General features: G+C 69.7%; 12 protein-coding genes. 6 read left to right on the top strand and 6 right to left on the bottom strand.

Annotation, left to right across the window (positions count from 1 at the left end; all coding sequences use genetic code 11):
* Window positions 1–74: 74 nt before the first annotated feature.
* The gene (gene iaaH, locus AB6807_RS14480; protein WP_371085117.1) at window positions 75–1,508 is read right to left on the bottom strand and encodes an indoleacetamide hydrolase; all 1,434 of its coding nucleotides are present in this window, start codon (window positions 1,506–1,508) and stop codon (window positions 75–77) included.
* Between the two features lie 163 nt (window positions 1,509–1,671).
* Between iaaH and AB6807_RS14475 the strand changes: the two genes are divergently transcribed.
* Window positions 1,672–2,460: a helix-turn-helix transcriptional regulator gene (locus AB6807_RS14475; protein ID WP_116911279.1), complete on the top strand. Its 789-nt coding sequence runs from the start codon at window positions 1,672–1,674 to the stop codon at window positions 2,458–2,460.
* Between the two features lie 21 nt (window positions 2,461–2,481).
* On the opposite strand, the gene AB6807_RS14470 is transcribed toward AB6807_RS14475, so the two are convergent.
* Window positions 2,482–3,426 carry a LysR family transcriptional regulator gene (locus tag AB6807_RS14470; RefSeq protein WP_371085116.1) on the bottom strand — a complete coding sequence of 315 codons (945 nt, stop codon included), beginning with the start codon at window positions 3,424–3,426 and terminating at the stop codon, window positions 2,482–2,484.
* A gap of 129 nt (window positions 3,427–3,555) precedes the next feature.
* On the opposite strand from AB6807_RS14470, the gene gtdA reads away from it, so the two are divergent.
* From gtdA to AB6807_RS14450, 4 genes are all read left to right on the top strand, one after another.
* Window positions 3,556–4,638: a gentisate 1,2-dioxygenase gene (gene gtdA, locus AB6807_RS14465; protein WP_371085115.1), complete on the top strand. Its 1,083-nt coding sequence runs from the start codon at window positions 3,556–3,558 to the stop codon at window positions 4,636–4,638.
* Between the two features lie 52 nt (window positions 4,639–4,690).
* A complete protein-coding gene (locus AB6807_RS14460; RefSeq protein ID WP_371085114.1) occupies window positions 4,691–5,389 on the top strand; it encodes a fumarylacetoacetate hydrolase family protein in 699 nt (232 codons plus the stop codon).
* Window positions 5,389–6,030 carry a maleylacetoacetate isomerase gene (gene maiA, locus AB6807_RS14455; RefSeq protein WP_286515154.1) on the top strand — a complete coding sequence of 214 codons (642 nt, stop codon included), beginning with the start codon at window positions 5,389–5,391 and terminating at the stop codon, window positions 6,028–6,030. The genes AB6807_RS14460 and maiA overlap by 1 nt, the downstream gene beginning before the upstream one ends.
* Before the next feature lie 98 nt (window positions 6,031–6,128).
* A complete protein-coding gene (locus AB6807_RS14450) occupies window positions 6,129–7,460 on the top strand; it encodes an MFS transporter (RefSeq protein WP_371085113.1) in 1,332 nt (443 codons plus the stop codon).
* Window positions 7,461–7,484: 24 nt separating this feature from the next.
* Here the strand turns inward: AB6807_RS14450 and AB6807_RS14445 are convergent, their stop codons facing one another.
* Complete coding sequence (locus AB6807_RS14445; protein ID WP_371085112.1) at window positions 7,485–8,600, bottom strand: BMP family ABC transporter substrate-binding protein; 1,116 nt, start codon at window positions 8,598–8,600, stop codon at window positions 7,485–7,487.
* A 118-nt stretch (window positions 8,601–8,718) separates the two neighbouring features.
* On the bottom strand, window positions 8,719–9,684 hold the full coding sequence (locus AB6807_RS14440) for a LysR family transcriptional regulator (RefSeq protein ID WP_371085111.1): 966 nt from the start codon (window positions 9,682–9,684) through the stop codon (window positions 8,719–8,721).
* A 133-nt stretch (window positions 9,685–9,817) separates the two neighbouring features.
* On the opposite strand from AB6807_RS14440, the gene AB6807_RS14435 reads away from it, so the two are divergent.
* On the top strand, window positions 9,818–10,612 hold the full coding sequence (locus AB6807_RS14435; RefSeq protein ID WP_371085110.1) for an alpha/beta fold hydrolase: 795 nt from the start codon (window positions 9,818–9,820) through the stop codon (window positions 10,610–10,612).
* Here the strand turns inward: AB6807_RS14435 and AB6807_RS14430 are convergent.
* Together AB6807_RS14430 and AB6807_RS14425 are read right to left on the bottom strand one after the other, a co-directional pair.
* Complete coding sequence (locus tag AB6807_RS14430) at window positions 10,601–11,572, bottom strand: NAD(P)H-dependent flavin oxidoreductase (protein WP_371085109.1); 972 nt, start codon at window positions 11,570–11,572, stop codon at window positions 10,601–10,603. The genes AB6807_RS14435 and AB6807_RS14430 overlap by 12 nt on opposite strands.
* A complete protein-coding gene (locus tag AB6807_RS14425) occupies window positions 11,569–12,567 on the bottom strand; it encodes an NAD(P)H-dependent flavin oxidoreductase (protein WP_371085108.1) in 999 nt (332 codons plus the stop codon). Before AB6807_RS14425 ends, AB6807_RS14430 begins: the two co-directional genes overlap by 4 nt.
* Between the last annotated feature and the right edge of the window lie 2 nt (window positions 12,568–12,569).

The raw sequence follows: 12,569 nt of genomic DNA, 5'->3' as shown, positions 1-12,569 counted from the left end.
GGGAACTCCTGGTTGGAATGAAAAAGAACGAGGCAGCGCAGGCGCGCTCAGAACACTTGCAGCACCCAGCGCGCTCAGCGCAGCCAGGGCGCGGACGGCAACGGCGGCAGCACCGCCTCCACCGCGGCGGCCAGCGCCAGCAGGCCGCGGTCGCTGCCGGCCGGCCCGTCGAGCCCCAGGCCCACGGGAAGGCCGCCCGCGAGCCCGGCGGGCAAGGTCACGCCCGGAATGCCGGCGTTGCTGCCGGGGTCGGTGTTGCGGATGAAGGCGGAAAAGGTGGGCAGCGCTTGGCCGTTCAACTGCACTGTGACGTCGTGCCCCACCGGCGCGGCCGTGAGCGGCGTGGTGGGGAACAGCAGCGCCCGCACGCCATGCGCCGCGAAGGCTTCGGCGTACACGGCCTGCAGCCCGCGCCGCGCCTGCAGCGCATGCGCGTAGATGGCCTCGGGCACCGCGCCCTCGCCCATCAGCGGCTGCACGATGGCGGCCACGTCGGGGCTGCCGATGGCGTCGACCAGCTGCCGCAGGCTCACGCCGCGCTGCGCGTAGCGAAGGTAGTCGCCCATGTCCCGGATGAACTCGTACAGCGCAATCGGAAAACCCGCCGCCTCGTTGAAGCCCGCGAGCGCCGGCAGCGGCACCTCGACCAACTGCGCGCCGGCGCTGCGCAGGCGCTCGATGGCCTCCTGCGCCACGCTGTGCACGCCCGGCTCCAGCCCTTCCCAGAAGCCCGGGCCAGGAAGGCCCAGCCGCACGCCCTGCAAAGACACGGGCACCAGCGGCTGCGCGCTGCCGCTGAGCACGCCGTCGAGCAGCGCGCAGTCTTCCACGCTGCGCGCAATGGGCCCCGCCGTGTCGCGCGTCAGCGAGATGGGCGCGATGCCCCGGCCCGGCACGCGCCCGGTCGTCGGGCGCAGGCCGACCACGCCGCACAGCGCGGCGGGCACGCGCACCGAGCCGCCGGTGTCGGTGCCGATGGCCGCGGGCACCAGCCCGGCGGCCACCACCACGCCCGAGCCCCCGCTGCTGCCGCCCGGAATGCGCGAGGGCTCCCACGGGTTGCGCGCGGCGCCGGTCACGCTGTTGTTGGTGGTGATGCCCATCGCCAGCTCGTGCATGTTCGCCTTGCCGGCAATCAACGCACCGGCCTTGCGCAGGCGCTGCACCACTTCGGCGTCGTGCTGCGGCTGCAGGCCGGCCAGCGCCCGCGTGCCCGCCGCGCTGGGCAGGCCCACGGCGTCGATGTTGTCCTTGAGCGCCACCGGCACGCCCAGCAGCGCCAGGTCTTCGCCCGCCGCGATGCGCGCGTCGGCTTGCCTGGCCTGGGCGCGCAGCGCCTCGGCGTCGAAGGCGACATAGCCGTTCAGCGCGGCGTGCGCCTCGGTGCGCGCGATGAGCGCGTCGGCCAGGTCCACGCTGCGCAGCGTGCCGGCGCGCAGCTGCTGGCGCAGCGGCGCGACGCCGAGTTGAGACAGCGGTACCTGTTTTGCCTGTTGCGTGAGGTTCATGTGTGTGTTCCCGTAACGATGGCCCGATGCTAGGAACCGCCACCGCCCCCCACACCTAGCACCATTGATAGGGTGCCTACGGGTCGGCCCCGATACGTGCGCGCCGGCCCGGGGCTAGCATCGCCGGGACCGAAGTTCGCACGGTCTTTGCTTGACCCACGCCATGCACCTTTCCACCACACAGACGCGCGCCCTGGGCGACGTGATGCGGCTGCTGGCCGAAGCGACCGACCCCGACGCCCTGCGCGGCGACCTGGCGCTGCCCATGCTCGACCTGCTGCACGCCGACACCTACGTGTCCTTCACCTGGGACAGCGCCGCGCACTGCTTCGCGCGCGTGAAGGCGTTGAACATGTCGGTGGAAAACCTGCGCAGCTGGGACGAGTACTACCGCTTCGTCGACCCGCTGACCTTTCCGATGATGGAGCGGCGCCACCCCACGCTGGCCACGCAGATCCTCTGCCAGCAAGACCTGTCGCGCACCGAGTTCTTCAACGACTTCCTCAAGCGCGACCGCATGCACTGGGGCGTGAACGTGTATGTGTTCGCCGACGGCGAATGCACCGGCGACATGCGCATCTGGCGCCACCGCGAGCGCGGCAACTTCGACGCGAACGAGATCGAGGCGCTGCGCCTGGTGGAGCCCGCCTTCGCGGGTGCGCTCGCGCGCTTCAGGTGGGAGGCCACCCCGGCCTCGTCGGCGCGCGCGCACGAAGACGTGAGCGAGCTGCTGCAGCGCAAGTCGGCGCTGAGCCAGCGCGAGGCGCAGGCGGCCGCGCTGGTGGTGTCGGGCTGCCCCGACAAGCTCATCGCCAAGCGCATGGCCGTGGGGCTGCCCACGGTGCGCTTCCACCTGGGCAATGCCTTTCGCAAGCTGCGGGTGGACAACCGCACGCAGCTGGCGGCGCGGGTGCAGTCGATGATCAACGGCGAGGCGCTGGCGGACGGTTGAACCTGCGGGCCCGCCGGGCGTTCATCCCGTCTGTTCCGCCGGCATTCCCGGCAGCGCGTCGCCCTCGGCGTGGCGCAGGCAGTCGAGCATCTTCGCCACCGCCGCGCGTTCGGCGCTGCCCACGTTCCAGTACATCGACACCGAGCCGAAGCCCGACAGCCGCATCGGCAGGATGCGCATCGCGCCCAGCCGGGCAAAGCGCTGCGCCGTGCGGTGCGAGGCCAGGCCGATCATGCTGCTGCTGTTCAACAGCGTGACGTTGACCGTGACCGAGTTCGACTCCACGTGGTCGCGCGGCAGCGCACGGCCTTCGGCGGCCAGCGCGGCCTCCAGCGCGTCGCGAATGGGCGTGCCGCGCGGCCACACCAGCCAGCGGTAGTCGAGCATGTCGGCCCAGTCTATGGTCTCGTGCTTGAACAGCGGGTGCTGCGGGCGCGCGACGAAGTGCAGCGGCTCCATGTAGAGCACCTCGGTGCGAATCAGCTCCTGGTCGTACGCGGCCGTGGTGCGCCCCACGATCACGTCGAGCTCGGCATGGGCCAGCTGGCGCATCAGCAGGTCCATGGTGCTCTCGACCAGGCGCACGTGCGAGCGCGGCATTTGCTGCAGCAGCCGCAGCACGGCCAGCGGCACGGTGTCGGAGGCCGAGGCGCCCGAGGTGCCCACCGCCACCAGGCCGCTGCCGCCTTCGAGCATCGCGGCCATGTCGTCGCGCGCCATGTCCAGCTGCGCCTCGATGCGCCGCGAATGCGCCAGCAGCGCCTCGCCGTGCACCGTGGGCCGCAGGCCGCGTGCCAGGCGCTCGAACAGCGTGAGGCCGATGTCGTCTTCCAGCTCCTTCAGCCATTTCGACAGGCCGGGCTGGGTGGTGTGCAGCTCTTGCGCTGAGCGGCTCATGTTGCCGGTGCGCGCCAGGCTCTGGAGCATCTGCAGGTTGCGCAGGCGCAGCCGCTGGGTCCAATCCATGGGGTAAACCCTTAAATCAATACGAATCCGGATATGGATGCGAACAAAAGATGATTTTACGGAGTATGGATAGGCACCAACAATCCGGGCATTCCGCCTTTTTCAGGCGGGACGAACGCGAGACAAAAGATGGCCGACACCGCCCCGAACACTTCACCTAGCCCCACCCCCACCGGCTACGAAGCCGACAGCCGCAGTGCCTACTACGCCCGCATCGGCCAGCAGAACATGGCTCCGCTGTGGGAATCGCTGCACGCGCTGGTGCCCAAGCAGCCCAGGCCCAAGGCGGTGGCTGCGCTCTGGAAGTACGCCGACATCCGCTCGCTGGTGATGCAGGCCGGCCAGCTCATCAGCGCCGAAGAGGCGGTGCGCCGCGTGCTCATCCTGGAGAACCCGGGCCTGCCGGGCACCTCGAGCATCACCTCGACGCTGTATGCCGGCCTGCAGCTGATCCTGCCCGGCGAAATCGCGCCCGCCCACCGCCACACGCAATCGGCCCTGCGCTTCATCGTCGAGGGCAAGGGCGCCTGGACCTCGGTGAACGGCGAGCGCACGACCATGCACCCCGGTGACTTCATCATCACGCCCTCGTGGAACTGGCACGACCACGGCAACCCGACGGTGGCCGAAGGCGGCGAACCGGTGGTGTGGCTCGACGGGCTGGACATTCCGCTGCTGGTGCACCTGGACGCGGGCTTCGCCGAGAACCACAGCGAGGCCATGCAGGCCGTGGTGCGGCCCGAAGGCCACAGCTGGGCGCGCTTCGGCCACAACATGATGCCGGTGCGCCACCGCGTGAGCGACCCGACATCGCCCATCTTCAGCTACCCCTACGAGCGCAGCCGCGAGGCGCTCGACAGCCTCTACCGCTTCGGCGAACTCGACGCCTGGGACGGCGTGAAGCTGCGCTACACCAACCCCGCCACCGGCGGCTGGCCGATGCCCACCATGGCCACCTTCATGCAGCTGCTGCCCGCGGGTTTCCAGGGCAAGACCAGCCGCAGCACCGACGCCACCGTGTTCAGCGTGGTCGAGGGCCGCGGCACGGTGCGCATCGGCGAGCAGCACTTCGACTACCAGCCGCGCGACGTGTTCGTGGTGCCTTCGTGGCAACCGGTGCAGCTGGCCGCGGTGAGCGACGCGGTGCTGTTCAGCTACTCCGACCGCCCGGTGCAGGCCGCGCTCAACCTGCTGCGCGAAGAGCGCAGCTGAGTCTTCCCTTTTTCATTCTTCTTTTTCATTCCTTTTTTCTGGAACACGACACATGGCCTTCGTCTTCAACCCCGCCCCCACCGTCGCGATTCCGGTCGCCGGCAGCGACGAGCAGTTCGCGGTGCGCCGCGTCTACTGCGTCGGCCGCAACTACGCCGCGCACGCCCGCGAAATGGGCTTCGACCCCGACCGCGAACCGCCCTTCTTCTTCTGCAAGCCGGCCGACGCCGTGATTCCCGTGGCCGACGGCCAGACGCTGGAGCTGCCCTACCCGGCCAAGACCGCCAACTACCACTACGAGGCCGAGCTGGTGGTCGCCATCGGCCTGGGCGGCAGCGACATTCCGCGCGACAAGGCGCTGGAGCACGCCTGGGGCTACGCCGTCGGCCTGGACATGACCCGCCGCGACCTGCAGATGAAGATGCGCGAAATGGGCCGCCCCTGGGAAATCGGCAAGGCCTTCGACGCCTCCGCCCCCATCGCGCCGCTGCACAAGGCCGCGACCGTGGGCCACTTCGACAACGCCGCCATCTGGCTGACCGTGAACGGCGCCGACCGCCAGCGCAGCGACGTGTCGCACCTGATCTGGTCGGTGGCCGAGACCATTGCCGACCTGTCAACCTACTTCCGCCTGGAGCCCGGCGACCTCATCTACACCGGCACGCCCGAAGGCGTGGGCGCCGTCGTGCGCGGCGACCTGATGAAGGTCGGCATCGACCGCCTGGGCGAACTCTCGGTGCGCGTGGCCTGATGCAGCTCTACAGCTTCTTCAACAGCTCGACCTCGTACCGCGTGCGCATCGCGCTGGCGCTGAAGGGGCTGCCCTTCGACTACGTGCCGGTGAACATCCGCGCCGGCGAGCAGCGCGAGGCGGGCTACGTGGCGCGCGTGAACCCCTCGGCCGCCGTGCCCGCGCTGGTGGACGGCGACTTCAGCCTGGGGCAGTCGCTCGCGATCATCGACTACCTCGACGCCAGGCACCCCGTGCCGCGGCTGCTGCCGCAAGACGCGGCCGCGCGCGCCCGCGTGCTGGAGCTGTCGAGCGTGATCGCCTGCGACATCCACCCCGTCAACAACATGCGCGTGCTGCGCTACCTGCAAGACGTGCTGGGCGTCACGCCGGCGCAAAAAGACGCCTGGTACCGCCACTGGATCGACGACGGCCTGGCCATGGTCGAACGCCTGCTGCAAAGCCACGGCCACGGTGACTGGTGCTTCGGCGATGCGCCCACGCTGGCCGACTGCTGCCTGGTGCCGCAGATTGCCAACGCGCAGCGCATGGGCTGCGACACCTCGGCCCACGAACGCGCGATGCGCGTGTACACGCATGCCATCGCGCACCCGGCGTTCCAGGCCGCGGAGCCGCGCAGGCAGCCCGACCACACGGCCTGAAAAAGGCGCAAAAGGCGCAAAAGGCGCATAAGGCGCGCCGCGCTGCGCGCCTTGCACGTCTTTGCGTGTTCGTGCCTCCAGAAAACAGCGAGAGACAAATGTCAGCCCCAACCCTCATTCACGTTCCGTCCTTCATCGACAGGCAGCCGGTCTCGCGCTTCCAGGTCATGATCGTGGCGCTGTGCTTCCTGATCGTGGCCATCGACGGTTTCGACACCGCCGCCATCGGCTTCATCGCGCCGGCCATCGGCGCGCAGTGGAAGCTCACGCCGGTGCACCTGGCGCCGCTGTTCGGCGCGGGACTCATCGGGCTCATGATCGGCGCGCTCGGCATCGGCCCCTTCGCCGACCGCTTCGGGCGCAAGACGGTGCTGCTGGCCAGCGTGTTCTTCTTCGGGCTCATGAGCCTGCTGTCGGCCTGGTCGTCGTCGCTAGAGATGCTGATTGCGCTGCGCTTTCTCACCGGCGTCGGCCTGGGCGGCGCCATGCCCAACGCCATCACGCTCACCGCCGAGTACTGCCCCGAGCGGCGCCGCTCGCTCATGGTGATGACCATGTTCTGCGGCTTCACCATCGGCTCCGCGCTGGGCGGGCTGGCGGCGGCGGGCCTGGTGGAGGCCTACGGATGGCATTCGGTGCTGGTGCTGGGCGGCGTGCTGCCGCTGGTGCTGCTGCCGGTGCTCGCCGTGCTGCTGCCCGAATCGGCGCGCTACCTGGTGGTGGCGGGCAAGCGCACCGACGAGGTGTTGCGCACGCTGCGCCGCATCGCGCCCGGCCACGTGCCTGCCCAAGCGCAGCTCGCGATGCCGCCCGCGCCGCGCGCCGGCTCGCCGGTCGGCCACCTGTTCGCGCCCGGCCTGCTGCACGGCACGCTGCTGATGTGGCTGGCCTTCTTCTGCAGCATGCTGGTCATCTACCTGCTTTCCAGCTGGCTGCCCACCGTGCTCAAGAGCACCGGCGCCACGCTGAAGACCGCCGCGCTGGTGACCATGCTGTTCCAGGTCGGCGGCACCGTCGGCACGCTCACGCTCGGCTGGTTGATGGACCGGCTCGACCCGCACCGCGTGCTGATGGCCGCGTATGTGATCGCCGGCGTGTGCATCGCGATGATCGGCACATTCGGCGAGCAGCACGCGGTCGTCGGCGTGCTCGTGTTCCTCGCGGGCTTCGGCGTGTCCGGCGGGCAGGTCGGCGCGAATGCGCTGTCGGCCGCGTTCTACCCGACCGACTGCCGCGCCACCGGCGTCAGCTGGGCCAACGGCATCGGCCGCATGGGCTCGGTGCTGGGCTCCATGGGCGGCGGCGTGATGCTGTCGATGGGCCTGGGCCTGCCGACGCTGTTCGTGGTGGTCGGCGTGCCGGCGGTGCTGGCCGGGCTGGTGCTGATGGTGCTGGGCTCCGCGCGGGGCGGGCGGCACGCGGTGGCCTGAGCGGCATCCGGGCGCCAGGCTCGCTCAGCGTGTGACGCGTCCCTGCACGCCCTCGACCAGCCAGTTCATCTTCAGGATCTGCTCGTCGCTCAGTTGCGCGCCCTTGGCGATCACGACGCGGCCTTCGTTGTCGCGCACGTCGGCCGCCACCGCGCGAAACGGCTGCAGCTTGCCCGCGGCGATGTCCTTCTGCCGCGCGAGCACCTCGTCCTGCACGGCCTTGGGCACCTTGGTGCCGAAGTCGCCCACGCGGATCATTCCTTCCTTCACGCCGCCCCAGAGGTTGCCGCTTTTCCAGCTGCCGTCGAGCACCGCCTTCGCGCGCTGCGTGTAGTACCCGCCCCACTGGTGCGTGACCGCGACGAGCTGCGCGTCGGGTGCCACCTTGCGCATGTCGGAGTGGTAGGCAATGGCCATCTTGCCGCGCTCCTGCGCCGCCGCCATCACCGCCGTGGAGCCGGTGTGGAAGGCCACCACGTCGGCGTTCTGGTTGAACAGCGCCATGGCCGCGTCGCGCTCCTTCGGCGGATCGAACCACTCGTTGAGCCACACCACGCTGACCTTGGCGGCCGGGTTCACCGAGCGCATGCCGAGCGTGAACGCGTTGATGCCCTGCAGCACCTCCGGAATCGGAAAGCCCGCCACGTAGCCGGCCATGTTCGTCTTCGTCATGCGCCCGGCCGCGACACCCGCCAGGTAGCGGCCCTCGTAGTAGCGCGCATTGGCCGTCGCCACGTTGGGCGCGGTCTTGTAGCCGGTGACCGACTCGAACTTCACATCGGGAAAGTCCTTCGCCACCTTCAGCGTCGGCTCCATGTAGCCGAAGCTCGGCGTGAAGATGAGCGTGTTGCCCTGCTGCGCAAGGTCGCGGATGACGCGCTCGGCATCGGCGCCCTCGGCCACGTTCTCGACGAAGGTGGTCTTCACCTTGTCGCCCAGCGCGGCTTCGACGGCCTTGCGGCCCTCTTCATGCTGGCGCACCCAGCCGGCGTCGGTGATAGGGGTGACGTAAACGAAGCCGATCTTCAGGGGCGGCTTCGCGGGTGCCTGCGATGTCTGTGGAGTCTGAGAAAGAGCGGGAGATAAACAGCAAGCGGCAACCCACGCCAGAACGGCGCGGCCCGCGAGGTTTTTGTACATGGTGGTCCTCTACATGGCCCCGGGGAAAACGGAATCCGCACCTGCCGGGACGCCAGGTGCGAAGGGGGAGCATTTTAGGCGGGCGAAAACCGCTAGCCGGCGAAGCCTGCGTTGCCGGCTATTCGGCCGCTGAAGAGCTCGGAGCCCGCCTCTTCCTACCTGCGCCTGCCGTGCCGCGCCATTGCTCCCAAGGTGGCGTTCCCTCGAATGCCGTGGCCAGCCGCTCGATCAGCAGCCGCGCCTTCCAGGGCACGTGCTTTGCCGTGGATGTCACGGCATGCAGCGGCAACTCGGGGCTGTCGAAGCCCGGCAGCACTTGCAAGAGTTCGCCGCGCGCCAGGTGGTTCGCAAACACGAAGCCGGGTGCATAGGCCACGCCCAGGCCCGCCAGGGCGAGCTCCAGCATCATCGATGTGTTGTTCGCTTCCACCCGGCACGCCCGCGAGAGCTGCACCGGCGCCGAGCCCGGCGCGCCGAACATCCATGGCGGCGTCGACACATCGCCCAGATAGCCGATGCGGGCATGGGCTTCGAGCTCTTGCGGCGTGCGGGGTGTTCCGGCACGCCGCAGGTAGGCGGGCGTTGCGCAGGCCATGAGACGGCAGCCGGCCAGCCGCCGCACCACCAGGTCGGAATCGGGCAGGCGGCCGATCCGCAGCGCCAGGTCGAGCCCCTCTTCCACCAGGTCGACGAAGCGGTCCTGCAGCTGCATTTCCACGCGCACCGCGGGAAACTCCTGCATGTACCTTGCGACCACCGGGCCGAGGTACATCGCCGCGAAGGTCACCGGTGCCGCCACGCGCAGCGTGCCCCGCGGGCTCGCGTGCTTGTCGACGGCCTCGTTGTTCGCTTCCTCCAGGTCTTCGAGGATGCGCTTGCACTTTGCGTGGTAAGCCTGCCCGGCGTCTGTCAGGCTGAGGCGGCGCGTGGTGCGCTGCACGAGGCGCGCGGGCAGCGCCTGCTCCAGCGAAGAGAGATAGCGCCCGGCCATCACCGCGGAGATGCCGAAGCGCCGGGCCGCGGCCGCGATGCTCCCTTCATCGATCGCCGTCACGAAGACGGCCATGCTCAGCAATCGGTCCATGCAAGCCCCACTATGTACTTTTGATACTGACTGTACATCTCGCTGAACGTCTTATCTATCCAGCCGCAGGAATGAACAATGGCCACCGGAAAGCGGCAAGGGTTGCCGCCGCCCATCACTCAAAGGCATGGTCATGAAAATCCTGGCAAACGGCGTCCGTCTCGAGGTTTCGCAACAAGGCGCTGGCGACATGGCGCTCGTGTTCCTTCACTACTGGGGCGGCTCTTCGCGCACATGGGCGCCGGTCGTCTCGCGGTTGTCGGACACGTTTCGCTGCGTGGCACTGGACGGCCGCGGGCAAGGCAGCTCCGAGGCACCGGGCGCAGGCTACAGCGCCGTCGACCTCGCCGACGATGTGCTCGCCGCCGTCGAGCAACTGGGCATCGGCGACTACATCCTCGTCGGGCACTCCATGGGCGGCAAGACGGCGCAGGTCGCGGCCTCCCGACGCCCCGTCGGGCTGCGCGGCATTGCCATGGTCGCGTCGTCGCCGCCCTCGCCCATGCAGATCGACGACGTGCAGCGCGCCCAGATGAGAAAGGCGTATGCGAACCGTGAAGCGGTCGAATGGACGCTCGACAACGTGCTCACCGGCAGCCCGCTGTCGCGCGAAGCACGGGAACAGGCCATCGAAGATGCCCTGCGGCTCAGCCCGCAGGCCAGCCTGGGCTGGATCGACACCGGCACACGCGAAGACTTCAGCCACAGGGTGGCGGCCATCGACGTGCCCGTGGTCATCGTCGCGGGCGAACTCGACCGCGTCGACCCGGTGGCGGTGGTGCGCGACCACATCGCCGCCCGCTACCCGCAGGCCGCGGTTCACCTGATTCCAAACCGCGGGCACCTGCTGCCCGTGGAGGCACCGCAGGAGGTCGCGGACATCCTGCGCACGTTCGCACGCGCGGCGCGTGCGGCGTCACCGCGCTGATCGCAGCCCGTCGAACTCGCCGCGAAGCGCCCGCACCAGTTCCGCGACCGAAGGAACCGACCCCACGCCCGACACCGAATGCCCGGCGCTCCACAGGTCGGCCCACCGCTGGACCACGGCGCCCTCCGAACCGCCGCCGAAACGGCTGCGTGCTTCCTGCACCGACACCGTCTCGTCGAGCGCTTCGGGGTCCAGCCCGGCCTGCACGACCGAAGGCCGCAGAAAGTTCGCGGGCAAGCCCGTGAACGCGCGCGTGGTCATCACGTCGTCCAGCGAGCTTTGCGTGAGCATCTGCTTGTAGGGCGCGCTACCCAGGCTCTCGCGCGTGGCGATGAAGCGCGTGCCCATGGAGCCCAGGTCGCAGCCCAGCGCCACGGCGGCCTTCAGTGCCACCCCGTCCGACAGGCCACCCGCCAGCACCAGCGGCCCGTCGAACAGCGCTCGCACCGCTCGCACGAAGGCGAACGGGTTGGCCCAGCCGGTGTGCCCGCCCGCACCCGCCGTCAGCAGCACGAGGCCGTCGACACCCGCCTCGATGGCGCGTTGCGCATGGTGCACCGAGGCCACGTCCGCCAGCACCATGCAGCCGCCCGCGTGCAACGCGGGTACCACCGAGGCAGGCGAGCCCACGCTGGTGATCACCACCTCCGCGCGATGCCGCACGATGAGGTCGACCTCGGCCTTCACCTTCGCGGGGTCGCGCCGCATGATCAGGTTGGGGCAGTACGGCGCGTGGCGTGCGCCCTCGGCTTCGGCTTCGGCCTGTTCAGCCTCCGTGCGCAGCCGCCGCAGCCACGCGTCGAACTCTTCGAGCGATGCGCAATTGGCGGTGGTAAACGCGCCGACCACGCCGGCGCGGCATGCCGCCGAGACCAGCTCGATGCCGGACACCCGCAGCATGGGCGCCGCGATGAGCGGCAGCGCAAGGCGGTCTAGAAAGGGCAGTCGATGCCTGCTCATGCCGCGGTCCGTTCGAGTGAAGAAAGCCGGCCTAGCGATGCACGCGCCTCGTCCAGCAGCCGGGCCACGATGGCCGCGAGCGGCTCGATGCGCGTCGCGAAGGCAATGGCCGGCCCCAGCGACAGCATGCCGCGCTGCCAGTCGCCCTGGGCATAGCAATGGTCGCGCGCGGTGCGCCCGCTGATGAGGTCGCCGAATGCCGCATGGTCGGCCGCGCCGGCACGCTCGATCTCGTCGATGCGCTGCGCGGTGTCGTTGCGCAGCACCCGCCAGGTGTTGCCCAGCGTGTGCAGCAGCCGCACGGTGGAATGTTCGTCGCAGCCCAGCAGGTGCTCCTTGTACGCCCGGTGCGCGCCGATCTCCTCGCACACCAGGAAGCGGCTGCCCATCATCACGCCCTCGTGCCCTTGCGCGAGCGCCGCTGCAATCTGCCGGCCGTGGCCGATGCCGCCGCCCAGCACCACGGGCACGCGGAACTGCTCTGCGGCCAGCGCGCCCATCAGCATGGTGGGCAGTTCGTTGGTGCCGGGGTGGCCGCCCTCTTCCATGCCGATGAGCGCCACGGCATCGGCGCCCGCGCGCTCGGCCGACAGCGCGTGGCGGATGCTCGGCGCCTTGTGCAGCACGATGGCGCCGGCCTCGTGCAGGGTGCCGATCAGCTCGTTGGGCGCGTAGCCCGCAGTTTCGAAGTGGCGCACGCCGTGCGCCAGCGCCATGTCGAGCCAGCGCCGCACGGCCGCGTTGGCCTCGGGCCGGCTCGACAGCGTGAGGTTCACGCCGAAGGGCCTGCCGCCGGCGAGCTCGGTGCATTGCACCAGCGCAGCGGCAAAGTCTTCGTCGCTGTCGAAGGAGCGCGGGGTGATGAAGCCCATGCAGCCGGCGTTGACCAGCGCCGCCACATAGCGGGCGTCCGACAGCCACATCAGCCCGCCGCCCAGGATGGGGTGCGCAATGCCGAACAGCTCGGTGATGCGCGTGCGAAATACGGGTGCCACGG

The sequence above is a fragment of the Variovorax sp. RCC_210 genome (genome assembly GCF_041355175.1).
Lineage (GTDB): Bacteria > Pseudomonadota > Gammaproteobacteria > Burkholderiales > Burkholderiaceae_C > Variovorax.
The sequence above is the reverse complement of the archived record's forward strand: the minus strand, read 5'-3'. Positions and strand labels throughout refer to the sequence as shown.

What these genes read in the sequence shown, in the direction of transcription:
- iaaH (WP_371085117.1), bottom strand. Translation starts at nt 1,508, where the DNA reads ATGAACCTCACGCAACAGGCAAAACAGGTACCGCTGTCTCAACTCGGC.
- AB6807_RS14475 (WP_116911279.1), top strand. Translation starts at nt 1,672, where the DNA reads ATGCACCTTTCCACCACACAGACGCGCGCCCTGGGCGACGTGATGCGG.
- AB6807_RS14470 (WP_371085116.1), bottom strand. Translation starts at nt 3,426, where the DNA reads ATGGATTGGACCCAGCGGCTGCGCCTGCGCAACCTGCAGATGCTCCAG.
- gtdA (WP_371085115.1), top strand. Translation starts at nt 3,556, where the DNA reads ATGGCCGACACCGCCCCGAACACTTCACCTAGCCCCACCCCCACCGGC.
- AB6807_RS14460 (WP_371085114.1), top strand. Translation starts at nt 4,691, where the DNA reads ATGGCCTTCGTCTTCAACCCCGCCCCCACCGTCGCGATTCCGGTCGCC.
- maiA (WP_286515154.1), top strand. Translation starts at nt 5,389, where the DNA reads ATGCAGCTCTACAGCTTCTTCAACAGCTCGACCTCGTACCGCGTGCGC.
- AB6807_RS14450 (WP_371085113.1), top strand. Translation starts at nt 6,129, where the DNA reads ATGTCAGCCCCAACCCTCATTCACGTTCCGTCCTTCATCGACAGGCAG.
- AB6807_RS14445 (WP_371085112.1), bottom strand. Translation starts at nt 8,600, where the DNA reads ATGTACAAAAACCTCGCGGGCCGCGCCGTTCTGGCGTGGGTTGCCGCT.
- AB6807_RS14440 (WP_371085111.1), bottom strand. Translation starts at nt 9,684, where the DNA reads ATGGACCGATTGCTGAGCATGGCCGTCTTCGTGACGGCGATCGATGAA.
- AB6807_RS14435 (WP_371085110.1), top strand. Translation starts at nt 9,818, where the DNA reads ATGAAAATCCTGGCAAACGGCGTCCGTCTCGAGGTTTCGCAACAAGGC.
- AB6807_RS14430 (WP_371085109.1), bottom strand. Translation starts at nt 11,572, where the DNA reads ATGAGCAGGCATCGACTGCCCTTTCTAGACCGCCTTGCGCTGCCGCTC.